A 22,333-nucleotide genomic window follows, 5' to 3' on the forward strand; every position below is an offset into this window, starting at 1 on the left:
TGAGGGGCATATCATCCGTTCGACTCAGTCAAGCTGAGCCGGCGTCCCGGCGGTCCTGGTGTCGATCGTCGGATAGACCGACATGCCCGGTCGCAATTCGCCACCGAGCGCGCTGCCTTGATCGAGAGCAATCTTGACCGGAATGCGCTGCACGACCTTGGTGAAGTTGCCGGTCGCGTTGTCAGGTGGCAGCAATGCAAATTCCTGGCCGCTCGCCGGTGCAAGGCTATCGACATGGCCGTGGACGACGACGCCCGGGAACATGTCGACTTCGATCTCTACAGGCTGGCCTGGACGGACGCTGGTGAGCTGCGTTTCCTTGAAGTTCGCGACGAAGTACACTGCGGAGGTCGGGACGACGGCCAATAGCTGAGTTCCTGCCTGCACATACTGCCCAACACGCAAGGTTCGGTTGCCAACAATGCCCGAAGCTGGTGCCACGATGGTCGAATAGGAAAGGTTAAGCTCCGCCTGCTTCTGAACTGCTTGGCCATGTGCAAGGGTCGCCTGGGCTTGGGCCAGGTCTGCCCTGAAGAGATCGACCTGCTTGATTGCTGTAGCGAGAGATGCCGTGTCGCGCGCCACGGTGGCACGCGCCGCAGCAATGCGGGAGGCGGCCTGCTGAGCGTTTTGCACAGTGCCGTAGCCCGTGTGTGCAAGGGAAGAGAAGCGCTTGTCATCCTGCTCCGCGAAGACCTGGTTCGCTTGGTCGACATCGACGGTCGCCCGCGCCACGCCGATGACGGACTGCTGCGCATCGAGTGAGGCCTGCTTGCTGGCAATGGCGGCCCCGGCCGCAGCGACATCGGCCTTGGCCTGATCGAGAGCGACTTTGAAGTCGCGATCATCGATGCGTGCAAGAGCCTGCCCCTCCGTGACCACCTCATTGTCACCGACCAGCACGGCGCCAATATAACCTGAGACCCTCGGCGCAACGCTGATGTTGTCCGCTTGGACATAGGCATCGTCCGTAGAGACTTGGAAGCGGCCGACCGTCCAGTAATGCCGTCCGAAGAAAGCCGCTGCTGCAAGGATGGCGAAGCATGAGCTGATGAGCAAAGGGGCACGCAAGCGATGCTTCGCAATCGCAGCTTGTTGGGAACTCTGTCCAAGCGCTACGCCGCCGGTTACCTCGGGCATCCAGGACTCTGCGCCCGAAGAAACCTCGAGCTTTGCGGTCTCGGGAAGTGCCTGCGAAACAGCGATCACGCCATGATGCTCGCTATTGTCGGAACCTACGCTCCTGAACCCCGTCATGGGCTCCGCCAGCACAAGGTCGTCGTCTTCAAGCATCCTCCTATGCTTCGTCATGCTCCGGGGATCCTTCCATACGAGCTTCAGAGCAGATAGCAGCGCAAGCAGTTCGCGTGACGACAAAGTCGTCTTGTAGTTGCCCTACGGCCGACCTCCAAAAGGTCGCCATCGAAGCGTACGTTAGCGCTGCCGCTTTGGTTCTTGTCCTATTGCTTCCGGAAAATAATCATAGAGGGGCTGCCGATCTACTCTACGGAGATTGGTCCCCACGGCACATATGTTTGGGGTCAAACATACCTTGGTTTGGGACTGTCTACACAGCATACGCAGCTTGGCTCGCACGTCAGGAACGGTGCTGAACGGTGAACTAGTAGACGGGACGGTCGGTATATCAGGGATGCCCCCCAAGCTCAGACCCCCGGTTGTCATCGGCGGCGATCGTGTCGACGGGAAGTCTCGCTCGAGTCACCGCCCAAGCTCGCCATCGCGCAGATGAGCGTGGCTCAAGTCGCTAGAATTTCGGGATTCGACGATCCGTCAGTCGCATTGGCCAATGTTGCGATCGCCATTGATGTTCCGGTTGTGAAGCCTGCCTGCAATTCGGCGGCTAAGTCGGCAATAACTCGACTGCTCACGCAATCCTGACCGGGCAGCGCGGCAATGACGAAGCGCACTCGCGTCTTCGCAATGGTGACGCCGCTGGCTTCGTTAGCCACTTAATTGCCGCGAATTTCGTGGGGACTGGCTCTAGCCGGTCTTAAAGGCTCAAGAGCTTCAGCCTAGGAGGGCACCGAGGTCCTCGCGCCGGGTTTGGTGAATGCTGCCGTCGATGACTGCTGCATTAAGCCGTCGAGAAGGACAGCCGTGGTCACGGCGATAATGCCCGCTGCAAAACATGCGATGATGAATGCACGCATTTCTTTCCTCCATTTGCTGCCCTTGGGCGGAAGCTGATGCCGTGACAGTCGTGAACCAACCCCTGCACTACACGCTGCAAAGCAAAAGAGCCTCTCTTTCAATTTCCACGAATGTACGGCCAACAGCGCCAACGCGTGCGTAAAAATTGGCCGACGCGGCCTGTTCCAGGTCAACAAAAAAGCGTCCGATCCACGGAGCCAGGAATTCTTCGAAGAACTGACGCTCAGCACCAATGGGAGCCACAATTTCGCCCCCGGCAAGGCCCGCCATGACTTCGCAAAGGATCGCGGCATGATCCTCAGGCTCTGAAATTCGGTCGGCTCTTTCGATGCCAAGATGCCTGAGGGTTTCGCGCAGTGGAGCGAGCGGGCGTCCGTAGAGCGAGCCGGAAAGATAGTGTGAGGAATAGGGCAATAGCCCGCTCGGTCCGAGACCACCGAACAAGTCAGAATACTCTTGGCCAACAATAGCTTCATTCACACGACTCGCGGCCTCCCCGAGTGCCGCATGCGCCAAGCCGAGCGGCGTTAAATCGCCTCGCAGAAGGGCAAGGCGTCGCATCATTTCAGCATCAGGCGTGCTTGAGAGTAGTCTTGCTAGCAGCGCGTACTCTTCCGCACGGGCTTGGTCAGTTTCATCAACGGTCCGCCCTAAGGCGTACCGAGAGGGCGAATCTTGCATCGTCTTCACTCCCGTTCCAACAAGCAACGGCCGCGACTGTAAATGAGCTGAACAAGGGTGCTCACTCGGGCAAAGCACTGCCGTGAAGGCGTTTTGGCAGGTCGGCAGCTGGATCCCGTTTCGATGGAGCAGCACCCTCTTTCAAGTTCGCCATATTGGAGGTAACGGTGCCGGGCAAATGTTCCAGGAAAAGGTCAACTTTGTGCGCATCCGCTTCGCCGTCATCACGGAGGAGAACCGTATCTCCCGACGGCGGGGTAAATTTCTCTGAAACCCTGCCTAAGCTGTTGTTCAGCCTCCCACCTGCCTGCGCAAGCAGAGCTGGTAGGTCGTCTGTCTCGCGCATAGGGCCGAAACCAGGAATCCCGGCCGGATCGGTGAAGTCCCACTGGTTTTCCGCGATTCCTATGAAATCCCGAATATTTGGATCACTCACCCATGCACGGCGCAGCGCAGCCCGAGTCAAATCGGCTGGCACTGAAGAACGAAGAAATGCGCTGATATCAGTGCCCGCGCCAATCGCTTCGATCGGTGGCAAGCTTTCCGGATCAAATAGCGCGCAAGGTGCCTCTCCACTTCGAGGTTGTTGTCCTACCTCTCCCGCGCGAATTGCAGCTGCTTCCGTGCCCTTCAACGTGGGACCGTTCATGTTCTCATTGTTACAAGGGGCGCCGGACTTACGTTTCAACCTCGCCCAGCGCAAGAGAAAATTCTCGCCATCACTCATCTTGCACTCTCATGTCCGTGACTGCTGTTGGTAGAGACCGGCCACCCGGCTCGCGACGTCGTTTTACGAAGGGCCGCTCTACGTGATGCTCTGCGATGAAATGGCCAATCACATCGACGATGGTTGATGGCATCGGTACGATACCGACCAAGTCGTTGCCCGCGTCGGTGAAGGCCTCGCCCTCTGCGGGATCCGCCGTCACGGTTACAATCTCATAAGGGTGTTCCGATGCGGTCGGACGCAGAACCACCCAGAGCACCGGTGCGGCCGAGCGGAGGTTATCGCGATAATTAGTTGTCTCCGTGCGGTACAATTCGATCATTGCATCACCGGCGTAAAAAAAGGTCTTTTCCGATTCTGCCGCGATCGGCGTCCAAACTATGGTCGATGGTTTTCCCGCAAGAACCAATACGGGGTGCCACAGATAATCGGCCCAAATGCTCTTAGCAGTCCGCCGTTCGACCACAACGCCAACCGGAATGCGGGCAAGGGCTGTCGATCTCAATTCGCTATTCCCAGGTGCGGTATGGGCAGGCCCGTCATGAGATTTTGAGGCTTCAGCCGCAAGGTTCCGTCGGGCATCATAGCCATTAGAAGATAAACTGGTTCGCCCCTGACTTTCGCGATCATCTCTGCCGGATTTGCGAAGATCAACTGGTACACGCCAACCAGACGCGTACGCGTTTCAGCGTCCATCTCGTCGCCATTCCATATCGCGTCGCCGATGCGCGTGGCCTCGGAATCCAATCCAATATACCATGACCATTTGACATCACTCGGCTTTGTCAGGAGCTGAACCGCAACGTCCAGGGCAAAAAAATGCGATATCCAGCGGGCAACAACCTCGCCAACCGCTGCCAATCCACGCTGGCCCAGGGTCAAATCGAGAGCCGTGTCAAACGAGTCGCTTCGCGCCCAGTAGCCACCGGCATTGGCTTCGTTCAACACGTCGACCTCTCTTCCACCCTGCAAATCCAAGAGCGAAATTAGTGGAGACAGATGCTGCGAACCGCCAACCGCTCCTTTTTCCAGATCCTTCGCCACCAATGAGCGGTCATGCCACGCCAATTCCTGAGGGCGAAAAAACATTTCCGCGGCCCGCAAGATGAAGGCATCATCGCAACCATCAAGAATATTTCGAAGAATTAGATGCACTATTTGGTCAATGAAGACACTCGGAGGTTTGAAGGCGCCTCTAGCGATTTCGAGATAAGCGGCCTCCAGTGTGTCGTGCCTAAGCAAGTGATCCCGCCAGGCAATTAGTATTTCCCAGTTCTCGCGAGCATCCGAGTCTAAAATCGCTAAAACTCGTGAACACGGAACTGATTGCCGCGGATTGCTCAGCAAGCCGTCATGCAGTCGACGTTCCGCAGAGCAGGATTGGGCCGAAGGCATAAGCTCAGGCCGCGCGAGATGGACTTTCAGGAATTCATCTGTGACATGTAGCCTTCGTGCAGCATCGCGGTCGACCAGGTGATGGCCGCAGGAGAGCCAAAAGTCGCGCGTTGGATGCAATGGGCTGTCCAATTCAACCGGCGCCATGAAGAGTTTTCTCCACGCGCTCGCGCAAATAGTCTTCGGTCGTACGGACCGCTGGGTTATCAGTACGATGGGGATCTAGACCGTCCTCCGAGACGAAGGCAACGCGGCAATCGTCGCACATCTTAATGACGTCCAGGCGCTGCGGGGATTTTGCGTACATCCAGTGCGAGCCCTGGAGCGCCGACGTTACCCGTTCGATCGTACTCCTGATGCCGAAAGGCTTCCCACAGCGCATGCAGCAGAACGGCTCCTCCTCCTTGAGGACGCGTGAGGGGGCCCTCGCAGCGCCGAAGTCAATTTGAGGTTTGAGTGTAATCACGTTTTCAGGGCAAGTGGCCTGGCACAAGCCACATTGCACGCAGGCATCTTCGACAAAGCGCAGCATTGGTCGTTCAGGGTCGTCGCGCAACGCGCCAGTCGGACACGCCGAAACGCATGACAGACACAGTGTACACGCGCCCATATCGATTTCTACCGAGCCGAACGGCGCGCCCGCCGGGAGCGGGACCAGATTCACTGGATCGGGCGAAACGCGATGAAGCTCGCTCAGTGCCAACCTTAATACGTCTCGTTTCCTACCCAAGGGACTGAAGCTTGCCGGATGCGCTGCTGACGGCATCAACGGGGACGCACGCAGCGCATCAAGCAAAGAGGTCGGATCGTCCGTCTCGATCGTCGCAACCCGGCCGGCGCCGAACCCAAGCCCGGCCAAGATGGCTCCCCCGAGCGATATCGTCTGGATTAAGCCCGAAGCGTCTTGCCGCGGACGCGACGGGACTAAGAATTGCATCGCAGACCCGCCGTAGGCAAAGGCTGCAGCGATAAGCTCTAACCCAACTTGGGTGATCTCGTTTACCTCGAACGGCAGCACATGTGCCGGCAATCCATCGCCGTACCTGGCTAGTGCGTCGATCAGGGGGGCGCCGTGCATACCGTCATGCACCAACACGCTCGGCTGTGTGCCGCCTGCCTCACGGTAGGCTAAAAGCATAGCGCGCAGCTTGCGGACGAGCACATCCTCGGGAGGAATCGCATAAGACGCCGCACCAGTTGGACAAGCGGCCGCGCATTGGCCACAACCGGCGCAGACGTTCGGATCGATGGTCACATGGTTGCCAGCAGACGCGATCGCACCTGTCGGGCAGAGATCGAGACACCGCGTGCAGCCGACGATTTGAGAGCGTGAATGCGCGCACAGACTTTCGTCAAACTTTACATAGCGGACCTTCTCGAAGGTTCCGAGAAGATCGCGTGCTTTGAGAACTGAATGCAGAAGGGCGACGGGAGTCTGGGGGTCGGCGCGCAAATAGCCGTCACGCAATTCGGGAGCTGGGAAGAGCGCCGTGCCGCCCGAAAGATCAAGAATGATATCGCAGCGCGACCGCGCACCGTCTCGTGGACTTCCGAAAGACAATGCGCGCCGCGATGATGGAAAAGGCTGTGCGAAATCGTCGACCGTAATCTCGAAAGCGCCGATATGACCAGTAGCCGTTCTGATCTTTCCCTTCGCCACCGGAAAATCCGTTGTTCGCGGTGGCGCGACGCTGGCCGGTGGCTCCACCAAGACGGTGACGTCGAGATAGTCCTTGAGCAAATTACCCGCTTCGATTGCTGTTTCGTCGCGGCCATAGATGAGGACCACGCCGTCGCTCCTCAGATTGACGGACGGCGCGGCCGGAACCGGCACCAATGCTGCTGCGAGGAGCCCGGCCATTTTCGGCCCGGCTGCAGAGGCTTCGCTGGACCAGCCTGCGGTCTCGCGCAGATTGGCATAGTCGACGGGATTTGCCCGTCCACTTTCTGCCGCCGTCTTAGAGAACAAAGCAGCAAATTGCGTGCAGCCAACCGTCAGCGGAATGTCTTCTCCCGCAATCGCACGAAAACGATGGAGGTCTGCGCCACAAAGCTGGCCCACGACCGTGACCGCTTCGGTGCGGCAACCGCGGCGCACCGCATCGGCATCAAGCGGCATCGTGTCCTCGCACGAGCAGACGAAGATGTGTCCAGGCGAAATAGCCATCGTTCTCACAATTTCTGCGATCGGACCTTGTGATACGAGCGCTCCTGATCGTCATAAGGCTTGATCGACGCCGACTGAGGAGTGAACGCCGATGGGTCTTACCACTTCTCGAAATTTATGCACGACTTCCTGCGGAGACACCCGTGAGCAAATGAAAATACTTGTTAGTTTTTGGCAGCATAAGACGGCAAGAATGGTGCAACAGCGACAATCCTCAGCAAGCGGCGCCTCATACGGCGAATACAGTACCAGTGTGAAGGGCGGCATCCGACGGGTGTCGGTTGATAGAAGTTGCATGGCATCATTCGACAGGCCTCTCGATAGCCATTGCCGGGTAGTGAAAAAAATGATTGGCGTGTCGCCGCCATCAAGTTTCTGACTCGCGATAGCCAATGGCATGCAAGCTACTACGAGGCAACAAACCCAGAGCGGCACCTGGGCACGGACTCGTAGTTTCAGAGTAGACGACCCCAGACGGGATGTGTTTTTCCTGGTTTTCGATGCGCTAAACCGCCATGTGGCGCGGGGAGAAAGGGCTGATCATGAACTCGCACAATGGGGGCGCGGAGCAAATTGCACTGGTCCCCGAGCACCGCAACGGACCATTTGGGGACGGCGCCAAGCTCCTTCGGTTCGGGCGATTTTGCGTCGTGCCCGAGGCGCGCCAGCTCCTTTCCGATGGTCGACCGGTGAGGCTCGGTGGGCGGGCCTTCGATCTTCTGCTCGTGCTGCTACGGGCTCGAGGAAGTATCGTCACGAAGGACGAGATCTTTTGCAGTGTCTGGCCTTCGTTGTCGGTCGACGAGGCTAATCTCAGGTTTCAGATGGCTGCCCTTCGAAGGGCGCTCGGTGAGGATCGGGACGTCATTAAAACAGTTCCCGGACGCGGATACCTGATCGCCACGGAATTGATCGCGGTTCTTGAAGCCGGCAAGAAGCGGCTGGCCGGTGAGACCGCGCGTGCCGCCACCACCGACGAGGTTCAGCTGTTGCGTCGCGAGACGCGTGAACTGAAGGAGGTCGTCGCCGAACAGGCGCTGGAACTGCGGCTGCTCAAAAAAAGCATGATCGCCGATGGACGCGACGAAGAATGAGATTCCTGCATTCGAGGAGTTTGAGGTCATCTGGCTCGTCGAGCAATTTCACTTGTCGGTGCATCGTACGCGGAACAGCTCGGCATTTCGCGCCCTACCTTCCACCAGTGATAGGATCGTTTTCTGACCGGCGTTGTTGAAGCGCGCGGGGACCGCGGCCACAAGGCCCGGCCGGATGTAGGACTACATTCCCGAGGACCTGCGGGTTCGGAACGTCGAGCCTGCCTTGAACAATCCCGATCTGTCGGGCGAACTGGCAAAAGTCTTCACCGACGCGGAAAGCTATCTTGTCTCGGAACCGTCCGTCTATCGCCCGCTCAAGGCGGCAAGTCCAGCCCTCATCTAATGAAGGTCGACGAGTTCAGGAACCGGAACGAGGCGCTCGAGCGTTGCGTCGGCCAGCGTCTCGATGGCGCTGAAGGATGAACCGCTCAGCCTGACCGACCAGTATGACGCAAGCAAACGTTTGTATACTTTCGCGAGTTCTCCGCCTGGCACATGCTTGGAAGATGCTGAAATCCGCTTGTTCGCGGGTTATCGGCAATGGACAACTTGGCCCACTTGGTCCCGATTAAAAGATTGAATTCAGAATTATCGGCTAACCTCGCGCAGGATTAGATGCATCAATTTCTTAAGCCCGACATAGCCGAAGTTGATGGCCTCCAGGTTTTATGGGAGGACGACGAACGCATAATTTTCAGAAGAGCAATTAGTGTTCACGACAAGATGAGCGCGGTGCTGATGGCGGTTCCCGTTGCCGAGCACCCCTCTCGTGTCATCCTGGATCGCCTCGCCCACGAATTAGCTTTGCGGGATGAACTGGACGGAGCCTGGGCGCTGCGGCCGCTCGACCTGCATCGCGAGAGGGGCCGTACCATGTTGTTGCTGGAGGATCCTGGCGGCGAACCGCTTGCCCGGCAACTCTGCTCACCTCTGGAATTAGGACGTTTCTTGCGTCTTGCGATCGGCGCCGCCGTCGCCCTCGGCAAGGTTCACCAGCGCGGGTTGATTCACAAAGACATCAAGCCAGCCCACATCATGGTGGACTGCTCGGATGGAAAGGTGCGGCTCACCGGCTTCGGTATCGCGTCGCGCCTTCCACGAGAGCGCCAAGCTCCGGAACCCTTCGAGACCATCACGGGTACTCTCGCATATATGGCGCCAGAGCAGAGCGGGCGAATGAACCGTTCGGTCGACGCCCGCAGCGATCTGTATTCTCTGGGGGTTACATTTTATGAGATGCTCACCGGCGCTCTACCATTCACGGCGCGGGATTCGCTAGAGTGGATGCATTGCCATATCGCGCTCCAGCCACCGCCACCCAACGAACACGTGGCAGAGGTTCCGGCACAGCTGTCCGCGATCGTACTCAAGCTTTTGGCAAAGACGGCCGAAGCGCGATATCAGACCGCGGCCGGTCTTGAGGCAGATCTTCAACGGTGTCTTCGAGACTGGATTTCGCGCGGGCACATCGACCTGTTTCCGCTCGGTTCGCGCGATATTTCGAACGGGCTGCCGATCCCCGAGACACTCTATGGGCGCAAGGCGGAGATCGACATAATTGTTTCAGCCTTCGATCGTGTCGTCGCCAACGGGGCCGTGGAATTCGTGCTCGTCTCCGGGTACTCGGGGGCTGGAAAATCCTCGGTCGTAAACGAACTACAAAAGGTCCTCATTGCTCCTCGCGGTATGTTTGCCGCCGGGAAATTCGATCAGTACAAACGGGACATTCCTTACGCGACTTTGGTCCAGGCTTTCCAAGGCCTTGTCAGGCCACTCCTCGTAATGAGCGACGCTGAGCTTGCCGTTTGGCGCGACGCGCTGCTTGCGGCCCTCGCGCCGAATGCTCGGCTGATGACCGACCTCATCCCCGAGTTGCGGGCAGTCATCGGAGAACAACCTGCGGTACCAGCGCTTGGGCCACAGCAAGCGCAGCATCGATTCCAGTTGGTGTTTCGCCGCTTCATTTCCGTCTTTGCCACGCCGGAACACCCACTGGCTCTCTTCCTCGATGACCTCCAGTGGCTCGATACCGCTACGCTAGATCTTTTAGAAGATGTGCTGACTCGGGGCGACCTGAATCATCTGATGCTGATCGGCGCCTATCGCGACAACGAAGTTGACACATGTCACCCGCTCCGAAGTAAGCTCGAGGCGATCAGGGATGGCGGCGGCAGGATCAACGAGTTGGCGCTGGCTCCACTCGGGCGTAACCACATCCACCAATTGGTCGCTGACACTCTGGATTGCGAACCGGACCACGCCAGCCCGCTCGCGGAGTTAGTGTTCGAGAAAACGGGAGGCAACCCGTTCTTCACGATACAATTTCTCTCATCCCTCTTCGAAGAAGGCCTGCTGCTCTTCGACCATGCCGCTGCACGCTGGTCATGGAACCTCAAGCTCATCCACGCCAAAGGGTACACCGACAATGTGGTGGACCTGATGGTCAGCAAACTGGCGCGTCTGCCATTGAAGACGCAGCGAGCGTTGCCCCAACTCGCTTGCCTCGGTAACGCCGCCGAGGGGGCGATCCTAGGTATCGTGCTGCACATGTCGGAAGACCAGGTCCATTCGGCCTTATGGCCCGCTCTACGTCAGCAATTCATCGGACGCCTGGAAGGGCGCTACCGGTTCATTCACGATCGCGTGCAGGAGGCGGCGTATTCATTAATCCCCGCTGCTCAGCGCGCGGACGTACATCTGCGGATCGGAAGGCTCCTCCTGGCGCAGATCCCCGAAGAGCAACGTGGGCAAGCCATCTTCGAAATCGTAAATCAGCTCAACCGGGGCGTTGAGCTAATGACGGCGAGGGACGAGCGAGAAGAGTTGGCACAATACAATTTGCGAGCCGGACTCCGCGCAAAGTCCTCCGTCGCCTACGCGTCCGCGCTGAGTTATTTCACGACGGGTGGGAACCTGCTAGCTGATGATGACTGGCAACGGCGTCACGAGCTGTGGTTCGCGCTCAAGCTGAATCAGGCGGAGTGCGAGTTTCTTACCGGCCAGCTGGCCACAGCCGAGCAGCACTTGCTTGTGCTCGCGGAGCGGGCGCAAACTGCAGTGGAGCAGGCCGAAGTGGCGTGTTTTCAGCTGGACGTCTACACATTTCTTGATCAGAACCACCGCGCGGTGGAGGTTTGCGTTGACTACCTGCGAGGGGTCGGCATCGAATGCACTGCCGAACCCACCGACGATGAAGTGCGAGCGGAATATGAGCGGATATGGAACACGCTGGGCGACCGCACGATCGAGGAACTCATCGACCTGCCACTTATGAACGATCCAGCATCCCTGGCGGTTGCCGAGGTCCTCGGCAAGCTCCCTTCAACCGCAGCTTTCACCGCTCCGAACCTGGCCGCCCTGGCGATTTGTAAAGCGATCAATTTCACTCTCGAGCGGGGTCTTTGCCACGCATCGTGCCTGTCGTTTGTCTTCTTCGGAAGGATCGCGGGGCCGCGGTTCAATGACTATCATGCCGGGTGGCGCTTTGCCCAACTTGGCTATGACCTCGTGGAGCAGCGGGGTTTCAGCCGGTTCGGTGCCAGCACGATCGTCTGCTTTGCGGTATTTGTCGTCGCTTGGATGAGGCACATTCGGGCTGCCTGCGATCTGGTGCGCCGTGCGTTCGAGGTCGCCGACTCGGCTGGCGACCTCACCTACGGCGCGTTCGCTCGCACCACGCTCCACACGGACCTTCTCTTTGCCGGCGAGGCGCTGCCTGTGGTGCAGCGTGAGGCCGAGCAGGGCCTTGAGTACGCGCGGAAGGCCCGCTTCCCGCTTGTCATCGCATTCATCACTACCCACCTTGCACTGGTGCGAATGCTCCGGGGACTAACTCCGAAGTTCGGCTGTTTCGACGGTGCCAACTACCAAGAACTCAGCGCCGAGAACATGTTCGCGAAGACCTCGGCGCTAGCAGTGCCTGCGTGCGATTATTGGATCAAGAAGTTGCAAGCGCGGTACCTTGCCGGCCACTACACCTCGGCCATCCAAGCCGCAGCCAACGCGCAAAAGCTGCTGTCTACATCGCCAGGAATCATTGTGGTAGGCGATTATCATTTCTACAGCGCGCTGGCGCACGCCGCTCATTGCGACTCTTTGCCGGCAAGTGAGCGCGAAGCGCGGATCGATGTCGTCAGGTCGCATCAGGAACAGCTTCAGAGATGGGCAGAGATCGGCCCGGAGAATTTTGAGCACCGCGCCACGCTGGTGCGCGCAGAACTTGCCCGGCTATTGGGCAACGACGCTGACGCAATGCGCGGATACGAACTCGCCAAGAGGTCCGCGCGCGAGAACGCGTTCATTCACATCGAAGCGCTCGTCCACGAGCTCGCCTCCCGCTTCTACGCGTCGCGCGGTTGCGAAGACATCGCGCAACTCTACTGGAGAAAGGCTCGCTCTTGCTATCAGCAGTGGGGAGCCGACGGCAAGGTACGGGAGCTCGACCAGATCCATCCCGAGCTCCGCGATGGGCCGATCGCTGCCGGTCCCAAGAGCACGATCGACGCGTCTGTCGAGCACCTAGACCTCACAACTGTCTTGAGAATCTCACAGGCGGTGTCGGGCGAGATCATGTTGGAGAAGCTTATGCATGTGCTGCTCCGAATCGCAATCGAGCATGCGGGCGCCGAACGAGGGCTTTTAATTCTTACTACGGATGGCGACTTTAAGGTCCGAGCCGAAGCGCGGATCAGCGAGGGGGCGGTCAGCGTGGAGCAGGGCGAGTTTTTGGATGCGGATTTTCCCAAGGCGGTGATCCAGTATGTGACCCGCACTATGGCACCGGTGATCCTCGACGACGCATCAAGGCATGACGTCCTATCGTCCGACGATTACGTCCGCCGACATCGCGCCCGATCTATTCTTGGCCTTCCCCTCGTGAAGCACGGCAAACTGGTTGCACTACTTTATCTCGAAAATCACTTGACACCCCACGCGTTCACGGCAGACCGCGTGGCGGTACTGGAACTGGTCGCATCGCAAGCGGCGAACTCGCTGGAGAACGCGCGGCTCTACGCGGAACTCATTGCAGAGAACCGTGAGCGCAAGCGCGCCGAGGATGAGTTGAGGCGGAGCGAGGCGGAACTCCTCGACGCGCAGCAGATTAGCCATACCGGCAGCTGGCGCTGGACTCCCGAAACGGGCGTCGTTACTTGGTCAGCGGAGCTTAGGCAAATCATCGGAGTGAGCGTGGACGCGCCAGCGAGCGCTCCCGGCTTTCTCGCCCTTGTACACGAAGAAGATCGCCCAGCGTTCGAGGAGCTCCTCGAGCGAGCCGTGCGCGAGCGATGCCGGTTCAGCTACGAGTATCGCATGGTGCTCCACGACGGGTCGATCAAGTACGGCTACAGTATTGCGCGGCCAGAAATCTCGAGCGCCGGGCAGTTCGAGTTCATCGGTGTCGTCATGGATGTGACCGAACGTCGTCGCAACGAGGAGGCCCTGCGTGCGGCGCAGGCGGAGCTATTGCACATGGGAAGACTGACGACCATGGGCGAGCTCGCCGCCTCGTTCGCACACGAGATGAACCAACCGCTCGCCGCGATCGTCACCAACGGTCAAGTTGGTTTACGCTGGCTCGATCTGGAATCGCCAGTGCTGGAAGAGGTACGGGATGCGCTCTCTAGCATGGTGCGAGATGCAATCCGCGCTGCGGAGGTGATTCAAGGTCTCCGCGGGCTCGCACGCAAGTCCGGGCCTCAGCCTACCGCGGTCGACATCAACAAAGTCGTACGCGATGTTCTCGCGATCACCGCGAGCGAGTTGCAGCGACACCGGGTGTCCCTTCGTACCGAGCTCGATGTTGAACAGCTCGTGGTGGTTGGCGATGGCGTCCAGCTGCAGCAGATATTGCTTAACCTCATCCTGAACGCACTCGACGCGATGAAAATGATGCCGGAGCGCGCACGAGAACTCCGCGTTTTCTCAATGCGAGGCCCGTCCGGCGTCGCGCTTATCGGAGTCGCCGACACCGGTATAGGTCTTGATCCGGATGCCGCGCAGCGCATCTTCGACCCGTTCTTCACGACGAAGACCGATGGCCTCGGGCTCGGTCTCTCCATCTGTCGGTCGATCATTGAGGCTCACAAAGGTCGCCTGTGGGCGAGCGCAAATGAACCGAACGGCGCTATTTTTCAATTCACGGTGCCGACAAGCGATAGGGGGCTGGTTCAAGTCAGCGAAAAATCACAAGAGGTGTCACCGAAAAGCCCCCGGGCGAAGCAACTCCGTTCGCGAGTGTAAAGCAGCCTATCGTTCGAGGAAATGTGCCTAAATCTCCGCTATAGATGCGACTATGCTTTCGCGCCTATTTCCCGCCTGCTGACCAGCGCCGCAGGCCAGCCACGAGGATCGCTACACAACCTCGTGGTTCTCTAGACTGAACGGGGAGATCGATAACTCCATGCCCATTCCGATGGGCTTGGTCGTGAAAGGGCAGTTGAAGAGCTGGTAGGCGTTCTCCGAGTCGAGCCCTCTTCGACCGCGACAAGCATCTGGCCTTCCAGTGGCGATCGGGCCACCAGCGAGCGCAGCAGGTCGGTGACCGGCGCCATTGACGATCACGCCCATTTTCCCAAACACTCTCTTACAAGAACTCACATGATCTTGCTGGACGGGCCGCACCCGCCTTTTAAAGTAGCATTACTTGCTCCGGCTTGGCGCAAGCCACACCAATTCTCAAACGCGGACGATCTGGGTGAACATCGCTAAAATGGCAAAGGGTCGGGATGTCCGCCGACGCGGACGATATATTCCTCATGCCGTGTGCACCCAATCAGCCGCGATGCAAGTGTTCTCGATAAGAACATAAATCGAAGATGAGCCGTCTGGCCGGCTAACAGAGTCTGAAAGGTCCTTTCATGAAGGAGCGTGTCTCAACAAACGTTCATCGGCGCGACCTGTTTCGCATCGTGGTGGCCGGTGCTGTTGCTGCGGTCACGACGGTGGGGATTGAGGCGGCAGCTGGGGAACTCAATGGAAAAGACAACAAACGCAGGCCGCGTTACCGGGCTGACTCGGTGGAGGTTCAGAACTTCTACCGCGTCAACCGCTATCCGACCACCTAAGGATGGCCACCATGTTGATAAAAAAATCGGAACCTCATCCCGAGCGTGGGTCATTCGTAGCGTCACTGGCCCATACTTCCATGGGCGGTTCGGATCGCCGCACTTTCCTGAAGCGCTCCGGCCTTGCCGTCGGCACTCTAGCAGTGCTCGGAAACCTGCCTCTCGGGAGCATGCGCAAGGCCGAAGCTGGCCCTCCGGCTCCCCCCGCGGCGACGGTCACCAGCCGCAAGAACGTCTGCACACACTGCTCGGTGGGCTGCTCGGTCATTGCTAATGTCGCCAATGGCGTGTGGATCGGCCAGGAACCGGACTATGACAGCCCGATCAATCGCGGGTCGCACTGCTGTAAGGGCGCGGCGGTTCGCGACGACGTTCTGAGCGATCGCCGCCTGCGCTATCCCGTAAAGTTGGTGAACAGCCAATGGGTGCGCCTCTCCTGGGAACAGGCTATCGATGAGATCGGCGACAAGCTGCTGGAGATTCGCGAAAAGTCGGGACCTGACTCGGTGTACTGGCTCGGTTCGGCCAAGTTCACCAACGAGGCAGCCTTTCTCAACCGCAAGCTGGCGGCCTTCTGGGGAACCAACAATTCCGATCATCAGGCGCGTATCTGTCACTCCACAACCGTCACCGGCGTAGCCAATACCTGGGGCTACGGCGCGATGACAAATAGCTACAACGACATTCGAAATGCCAAGACGATCCTGATCATGGGCGGCAATCCCGCCGAAGCGCATCCGGTTTCGTTGCAGCACATTCTCGAAGGCAAGGAACTCAACCGTGCCAACATGATCGTCGTCGATCCGCGAATGACGCGGACGGCTGCGCATGCAACCGAATATGTCCGCGTGCGCCCTGGAACCCATATCGCGACGGTCTACGGAATGCTCTGGCACATTTTTCAGAACGGTTGGGAGGACGCGCAATTCATCAGCCAGCGGGTCTATGGCGTGGACGAGATCCGCAAGGAAGTGGCGCAGTGGACACCGGACGAGGTCGAGCGCGTCACGGGCCTGCCGGAAGCCCAAGTCAGGCACATTGCCGAGGTCTTCGCCAAGGAGAAGCCGGCAACGCTTATCTGGGCGATGGGGCAGACGCAATATACGACTGGCACGGCCAACGTCCGCGCGAGCTGCATTCTTCTGTTGGCCACCGGCAATGTCGGTCATGCGGGCGGCGGCGCCAATATTTTTCGGGGACATACCAATGTACAGGGCGCCACCGATCTCGGACTCGATGTGACGACGCTGCCTCTTTACTACGGCCTGTCCGAAGACGCGTGGCGGCATTGGTGCAGGGTGTGGGAGGTCGACTACGATTGGATGGTTTCGCGCTTCTTCAACAAGACGCTGATGGAGAGTCCGGGAATCCCCAGTACGCGGTGGTTTGATGCCACCTTGCTGCCGAAGGACCAAGTAGCCCAGCCCGACACGCTTCAGGCGATGTTCGTCATGGGTCATGGCGTCAACACGATCACCAGAATGCCCGAAGCAGTGCGCGGCATCGAAAAGCTCGAGTTGCTGGTGGTGTGCGATCCTTACCCGACGGCCTGGTCGGTGCTTTCCGACCGAAAGGACGGCATTTATCTTCTGCCTGCTTGCACGAGTTTCGAGATGGACGGTTCCCGCACCGCCTCGAACCGGTCGTTGCAATGGGGCGAAAAGATCGTCGAGCCGATTTTCGAATCCAAGAACGATTACGACACGATGTACTTGCTCGCCCGAAAGTTCGGATTCGCCGACAAGATGTTCAAGAATATCCGTGTCGACGATGGCGCCGTCTCAGCCGAGGACATTCTGCGCGAGATCAACCGAGGCGGTTGGTCGACAGGGTATTGCGGACAATCCCCCGAGCGGCTCAAGGCCCACATGAGGAACCAGGCCAAGTTCGACGTAGTGACGCTGCGGGCGCCCACGGATGATGCCGAAGTTGGCGGAGAGTACTACGGCCTGCCGTGGCCCTGCTGGGGAACGCCGGAATTCAAACATCCTGGAACGCCCATCCTCTACAACACAAGTGTGCCAGTCAAAGAAGGCGGCGGCACGTTCCGTGCGCGCTTCGGCGTCGAGCGCGTAGTCAAGCGGAAGGCAGTCGAAAACGGGCATGAGGTAGAGCGGGAAGAGCACGTCAATCTTCTCGCCGAAGGTTCCTATTCGGCCGGTTCTGAGATCAAGGACGGGTACCCGGAGTTCACGCTTGGCGTTCTGAAGAAGCTCGGCTGGGATAAGGATCTCACGGCAGACGAAATTGGCGTTATCCAGCGCGTGAATCCTACTAATCCCAACGCTGTATCCTGGGCCACCGACCTGTCCGGTGGAATCCAGCGCGTGGCAATCGAACATGGCTGTTCGCCCTATGGCAACGGCAAGGCGCGCATGATCGCTTGGAACTTGCCCGATGCGGTTCCCGTGCAGCGGGAGCCGATCTACACCCCGCGCCCCGATCTCGTCGCCAAATATCCAACCTTGCCGGACGCCATGCAGTTCCGCGTGCCGAACATCGGATTCACTGTGCAGAAAACTGCGGTCGACAACGGCACAGTGAAACGGTTCCCACTTATTTTGAGCTCCGGCAGGCTTGTCGAATACGAGGGTGGGGGCGAAGAGACGCGTTCCAATAAGTGGCTGGCCGAGTTGAAGCAGGAGATGTTCGTCGAGATCAATCCTGCGGACGCGAGCGAGCGCGGCATAAAGGACGGCAGTTGGGTCTGGGTGACCGGGCCCGAGAGCAACTCGAAGACCCGGATGAAGGCGCTCGTGACGGAGAGGGTCGGCAAGGGCCTCGCGTGGATGCCCTACCATTTCGCGGGCTGGTTCGAGGGCGTCGACCTGCGTTCAAAGTATCCAAAGGGGAGCGACCCGATCGTGCTTGGGGAGAGTGTGAACACACTCACGACCTATGGCTACGATCCTGCGACAGGCATGCAGGAGCCCAAGGCCACTCTCTGTCAGATAATTGCAGCGTGAGAGGTGCCTATGGCTAGAATGAAGTTCCTTTGCGACGCAGACAGGTGCATCGACTGCAATGCCTGCGTGACGGCATGCAAGAATGAGAACGAAGTGCCGTGGGGTATCAATCGCCGGCGCGTCGTGACCATCAACGACGGAAAGCCGGGAGAGCGTTCGGTATCGATGGCCTGCATGCATTGCACCGACGCGCCCTGCGCAGCAGTCTGTCCGGTGAATTGCATCTTCCCGACGGAAGATGGCATCGTGCTGCACTCGAAAGACCTTTGCATCGGCTGCGGCTATTGCTTCTACGCCTGCCCGTTCGGAGCGCCACAGTATCCGCAGATCGGCAATTTCGGATCGCGGGGCAAGATGGACAAATGCACGTATTGCGCCGGCGGTGGCGGTACGGAGGCCCCCGGAAGCATTGCGGAATTCGAGAAATACGGGTCGAACCGTTTTGGTGAAGGCAAGCTGCCGCTATGCGCCGAGATGTGCTCTACCAAGTCGCTGCTTGCGGGCGACAGCGAAGTCATTGCGCAAATCTACAAGGAACGGGTCCTGCAACGCGGCTACGGTTCCGGAACGTGGGGCTGGAAGACCGCGTACGACGAGGGCATCAAGGTCTGACCACCTTCCCCGATCAACGTTGCCAACCCGGAGGTGAGAGGATGAGAGCTGTGACGCCTATTGTACGAATCTGCCTGGTCATCGGCGCCGCAACATTCTTTTCCGTCGCAGCGGCCCTCCCGGGGCCCGCTCAGAAGCTCGGCCCGGATGGCGCGCCTAATCCGCAGGCAAGCGTGGTCGACGAAGAGACGTTGTTGAACCAGGCGCCTCGTATCGAAGGCCGCATCGACATTCCAGACACCAGGGCAAGCGTGCTGATCCAGCCTGCAGGGCGCAAGTGGCACTATTTCCACGAGGTGCTGCTGCACCGGGCCGGGGCGATCGTCATCCTTGGCATGATCGCTGTGCTGGGCCTTGCCTATCTGGTTCTCGGGCCAATCCGCATTTCCGGCGGGCGCTCCGGGCACAGGATTCCCCGTTTCAACGGCATCGAACGATTTTCGCACTGGCTTAACGCCGTATCGTTCGTCATCCTGGGCCTGACTGGTCTGAATATCACTTTCGGTAAAATGCTGCTTATGCCAATTATCGGGCAGCAAGCATTCGCTCGCTTCTCCGAGCTTGCCAAGTATATGCACAACTTCGTCAGTTTTTCATTCGTGGTCGGCCTCGGCCTTATCGTCGTGATGTTTATCAAGGACAATTTTCCACAAAGGGTGGATTTGGACTGGGTGAGGCAAGGCGGAGGATTCATTAAATCCAAACATGCACCTGCGGGCCGTTTCAATCTCGGCGAGAAGCTTGTATTCTGGTTTTCCCTTGCAGCAGGCGTCACAGTCTCGGTATCAGGCTACATGCTGCTGTTCCCCTTCTCCGTGACGGATATCTTCGGAATGCAGCTGGCCCAAGTTGCGCATGCGGTTGTGGCCGTTTTGTTTGTCGCTCTCATCCTTGCCCACATCTATATCGGTACGCTCGGGACCGAGGGGGCCTTCGAGGCCATGGCTACTGGCGAAGTCGATCTCAATTGGGCAATAGAACATCACGATATCTGGCTGGCACAACAGCTCGCAAAGCGGGAACAAGAACCCTTGCCGCATCAATCTTCGGCGGCACCAGCGGAGTGACGGTCCACCTGCGGAATGCACGCGAACCTAGGCGCAGTCCAAGTGCAGCATCGCGGCAAAAATTATTGACAAGCTTGTCCGCCTGACAATAGGACGGGAGAGATCGATGTCTGACGCTTTGAACGCGTGGCAACTCGTAATCAGCGGCGACGCAAGTTTTATTGCAATCGTCAGGCTTTCGCTCCTTGTCAGCCTGTCGGCTGTCGCGCTCGCTGCAGCGATAGGTCTGCCGCTCGGAGCCACGCTGGCACTGACGCGTTTCCCCGGACGGTTCGCGCTGATCGTTTTGCTCAACGCGTTTATGGGGCTCCCGCCAGTCGTAGTCGGGCTCGTCGTATACCTTCTGCTTTCGCGCTCAGGACCGCTCGGCGCGTTGGGGATTCTCTACACTCCGCCTGCCATGGTGTTAGCCCAAGCGCTGTTGGTCGCGCCCATCATAGCAGCCCTCGCGCGCCAGACGGTTGAGGATCTCTGGACCGAGTATTGCGACGAACTGACGGCAATGGACGTGGGTCCGTTTCGCCGTATGGCGACCCTATTGTGGGACACGCGCCTCAGTCTTCTCACCGCCCTGCTTGCTGGCTTTGGCCGGGCTGCCGCCGAGGTCGGGACGGTTATGGTCGTCGGCGGCAATATCGAGGGATTCACGAGGACAATGACAACGTCTATTGCGCTGGAAACATCGAAGGGGGATCTTCCACTCGCGATGGGTCTTGGCCTCATACTGATGATCGTCGTTCTTGTGATCAACACCATCGCGTGGATCATCCGACTGTGGTCCGAACAACGCGTGGTTTCATGATGAGGGCCCCCTCCAGCGATCTTCCGGTGATTTTCGATAGCGTCTCGCTGAAGGCTGGGCCGGTGAAAATTGTCGATCGATTGAGCCTGACGATCCTGCCCGGTGCACCAACCCTCGTCGTCGGACCAAATGGATCGGGTAAGAGCACCCTCCTACGGCTGTGCATGGGCTTGGCCGCGCCTTCCGAAGGCCGCATTACCTGGGGAGGCCGCCCGGTCGCAAAACCGATCCGCCGCGCGATCCTGTTCCAGCGTCCTGTGATGCTACGCCGCACGGTCGCAGCCAACGTCAGCTATGGTTTGGCGCGCGTCGGCGTTCCCCGCGGTGGCCGCGGGGCGCGCGTACTGGAGTTGCTCGACCTGGTAGGTCTCTCCGAACTTGCGATGCGTCCCGCCCGGCGCCTTTCGGGCGGCGAGCAGCAGCGTCTGGCCTTGGCGCGCGCTTTGGCGCGCGATCCCGAACTCCTATTGCTGGACGAACCAACCGCCAATCTCGATCCGGCCGCGACCCGCGCTGTCGAAGAGATTGTCCGCGCGGCCGCCCAGTCGGGCGTCAAAATCGTCATGGCTTCCCATGATCTGGGTCAAGTGCGGCGTCTGGCAGGCGATGTCGTTTTCCTCGTCCGCGGAACGCTCTGCGAGAGCGGCTCGGCCGAAAGGTTCCTTAATGAGCCTTCCACGTCCCAAGCCGCCAATTTCATCGCGGGCGAACTTGTTATCTGATTGAACCACAAGGAAGACTGTCATGCGCTTCATGTACATAGCGCTCGCATTGGTTCTCCTCACGATCAGCTCCAGTGGAACTATAGTTGCGCAAGATCGTTCGATCGTGGTTGCATCGACCACGTCCACGCAAGATTCCGGGCTCTTTGGCTACCTACTCCCCATCTTTAAAGCGAAGACCGGAATAGACGTGAAGGTAATAGCGCAGGGAACCGGTCAGGCACTCGACACGGCGAGACGCGGCGATGCGGACGTCGTCTTCGTCCACGCCAAGGCGCAGGAGGAGAAGTTCGTCGCCGATGGCTTTGGCGTGAAGCGCTTCGACGTCATGTATAATGATTTCGTGCTGATCGGTCCGAGAGCTGATCCGGCCGGCATCAAGGGATTGAAGGACGTGGCGTCGGCGTTCGCCACAATCCGCGCGAAGGAGGCTCCATTCATATCTCGCGGCGACCGATCCGGCACACACACGGCCGAACTAAATCTCTGGAAGGATGCCGGCATCGAAATCACTTCTACGCAGGGTTCATGGTATCGCTCGATTGGGCAGGGTATGGGCGCGGCTCTCAACATGGCCAACTCTACCGGTGCTTATGTTCTATCCGACCGTGCAACGTGGATATCATTCCAGAATCGTGGCGATCTTGAAATCATGGTCGAAGGGGACCGGCGTCTGTTCAATCAGTATGGTGTCATTCTCGTAAATCCGGCTAAACACCCTACCGTCAAAGCCGACCTTGGTCAGATCTTCATCGATTGGCTTCTCTCACCGGAGGGGCAGACTGTGATCAGCGACTACAACATTGCTGGGCAGAAACTATTCTATGCCAATGCTGACCAGAAGAGTAACTGACGTGGCGT

The 22,333-nt window shown here is 58.8% G+C and carries 16 protein-coding genes and 2 pseudogenes; 10 read left to right on the forward strand and 8 right to left on the reverse strand.

The genetic code is table 11. The annotated features are described in order from the left end of the window. Positions 1 to 24: 24 nt before the first annotated feature. The 8 genes from X739_RS143295 to X739_RS143280 all read right to left on the reverse strand — a co-directional run bounded on the left by X739_RS143295 (position 25) and on the right by X739_RS143280 (position 7,094). Entirely contained in the window at positions 25 to 1,140 is a 1,116-nt protein-coding gene (locus X739_RS143295; RefSeq protein ID WP_156939937.1) for an HlyD family secretion protein, read from the reverse strand. A gap of 617 nt (positions 1,141 to 1,757) precedes the next feature. Beyond that, the gene (locus X739_RS1000000169480) at positions 1,758 to 1,970 is read right to left on the reverse strand and encodes a hypothetical protein (protein ID WP_156939923.1); all 213 of its coding nucleotides are present in this window, start codon (positions 1,968 to 1,970) and stop codon (positions 1,758 to 1,760) included. 63 nt (positions 1,971 to 2,033) lie between these two features. Next, positions 2,034 to 2,171, reverse strand: a complete 138-nt coding sequence (locus tag X739_RS1000000169485; RefSeq protein WP_023795474.1) for a hypothetical protein — start codon at positions 2,169 to 2,171, stop codon at positions 2,034 to 2,036. 67 nt (positions 2,172 to 2,238) lie between these two features. After that, a complete protein-coding gene (locus tag X739_RS143290) occupies positions 2,239 to 2,853 on the reverse strand; it encodes a molecular chaperone TorD family protein (RefSeq protein WP_023795475.1) in 615 nt (204 codons plus the stop codon). Positions 2,854 to 2,914: 61 nt separating this feature from the next. Next, entirely contained in the window at positions 2,915 to 3,580 is a 666-nt protein-coding gene (locus X739_RS1000000168380) for a DUF3306 domain-containing protein (RefSeq protein WP_084056433.1), read from the reverse strand. Next, positions 3,573 to 4,085, reverse strand: a complete 513-nt coding sequence (locus tag X739_RS0135090; RefSeq protein WP_031252246.1) for a DUF3305 domain-containing protein — start codon at positions 4,083 to 4,085, stop codon at positions 3,573 to 3,575. The genes X739_RS1000000168380 and X739_RS0135090 overlap by 8 nt, the downstream gene beginning before the upstream one ends. Beyond that, on the reverse strand, positions 4,082 to 5,122 hold the full coding sequence (locus X739_RS143285) for a DUF6352 family protein (RefSeq protein ID WP_023795478.1): 1,041 nt from the start codon (positions 5,120 to 5,122) through the stop codon (positions 4,082 to 4,084). The genes X739_RS0135090 and X739_RS143285 overlap by 4 nt, the downstream gene beginning before the upstream one ends. Further along, positions 5,109 to 7,094: a 4Fe-4S binding protein gene (locus X739_RS143280; protein ID WP_031252249.1), complete on the reverse strand. Its 1,986-nt coding sequence runs from the start codon at positions 7,092 to 7,094 to the stop codon at positions 5,109 to 5,111. Before X739_RS143280 ends, X739_RS143285 begins: the two co-directional genes overlap by 14 nt. Before the next feature lie 590 nt (positions 7,095 to 7,684). On the opposite strand from X739_RS143280, the pseudogene X739_RS1000000169490 reads away from it, so the two are divergent. From X739_RS1000000169490 to X739_RS143235, 10 genes and pseudogenes are all read left to right on the forward strand, one after another. Then, positions 7,685 to 8,026 (forward strand): annotated as a pseudogene (locus X739_RS1000000169490) (winged helix-turn-helix domain-containing protein); the annotation flags it as partial. Between the two features lie 36 nt (positions 8,027 to 8,062). Then, positions 8,063 to 8,561, forward strand: a pseudogene (locus tag X739_RS1000000170680) (IS3 family transposase); the annotation flags it as partial. A gap of 293 nt (positions 8,562 to 8,854) precedes the next feature. Further along, entirely contained in the window at positions 8,855 to 14,479 is a 5,625-nt protein-coding gene (locus tag X739_RS143275) for an AAA family ATPase (protein WP_023795483.1), read from the forward strand. 617 nt (positions 14,480 to 15,096) lie between these two features. Further along, positions 15,097 to 15,303 (forward strand): hypothetical protein, encoded by a 207-nt coding sequence (locus tag X739_RS143265; RefSeq protein ID WP_023795485.1) that lies wholly within the window; start codon positions 15,097 to 15,099, stop codon positions 15,301 to 15,303. An 11-nt stretch (positions 15,304 to 15,314) separates the two neighbouring features. Then, positions 15,315 to 18,269, forward strand: coding sequence for a formate dehydrogenase subunit alpha (locus X739_RS143260; RefSeq protein ID WP_031252254.1), 2,955 nt, complete (start codon positions 15,315 to 15,317; stop codon positions 18,267 to 18,269). A gap of 9 nt (positions 18,270 to 18,278) precedes the next feature. Then, on the forward strand, positions 18,279 to 18,881 hold the full coding sequence (gene fdh3B, locus X739_RS143255) for a formate dehydrogenase FDH3 subunit beta (protein WP_031252256.1): 603 nt from the start codon (positions 18,279 to 18,281) through the stop codon (positions 18,879 to 18,881). A gap of 50 nt (positions 18,882 to 18,931) precedes the next feature. Further along, the gene (locus X739_RS143250; protein ID WP_245273926.1) at positions 18,932 to 19,948 is read left to right on the forward strand and encodes a formate dehydrogenase subunit gamma; all 1,017 of its coding nucleotides are present in this window, start codon (positions 18,932 to 18,934) and stop codon (positions 19,946 to 19,948) included. Positions 19,949 to 20,054: 106 nt separating this feature from the next. Further along, on the forward strand, positions 20,055 to 20,750 hold the full coding sequence (locus X739_RS143245) for an ABC transporter permease (protein WP_023795489.1): 696 nt from the start codon (positions 20,055 to 20,057) through the stop codon (positions 20,748 to 20,750). Beyond that, positions 20,750 to 21,472 carry an ATP-binding cassette domain-containing protein gene (locus X739_RS143240; protein ID WP_031252257.1) on the forward strand — a complete coding sequence of 241 codons (723 nt, stop codon included), beginning with the start codon at positions 20,750 to 20,752 and terminating at the stop codon, positions 21,470 to 21,472. The genes X739_RS143245 and X739_RS143240 overlap by 1 nt, the downstream gene beginning before the upstream one ends. A gap of 22 nt (positions 21,473 to 21,494) precedes the next feature. After that, on the forward strand, positions 21,495 to 22,325 hold the full coding sequence (locus X739_RS143235) for a substrate-binding domain-containing protein (protein WP_023795491.1): 831 nt from the start codon (positions 21,495 to 21,497) through the stop codon (positions 22,323 to 22,325). The last annotated feature ends 8 nt before the right edge of the window (positions 22,326 to 22,333 follow it).

Source organism: Mesorhizobium sp. LNHC209A00 (genome assembly GCF_000502915.1).
Lineage (GTDB): Bacteria > Pseudomonadota > Alphaproteobacteria > Rhizobiales > Rhizobiaceae > Mesorhizobium.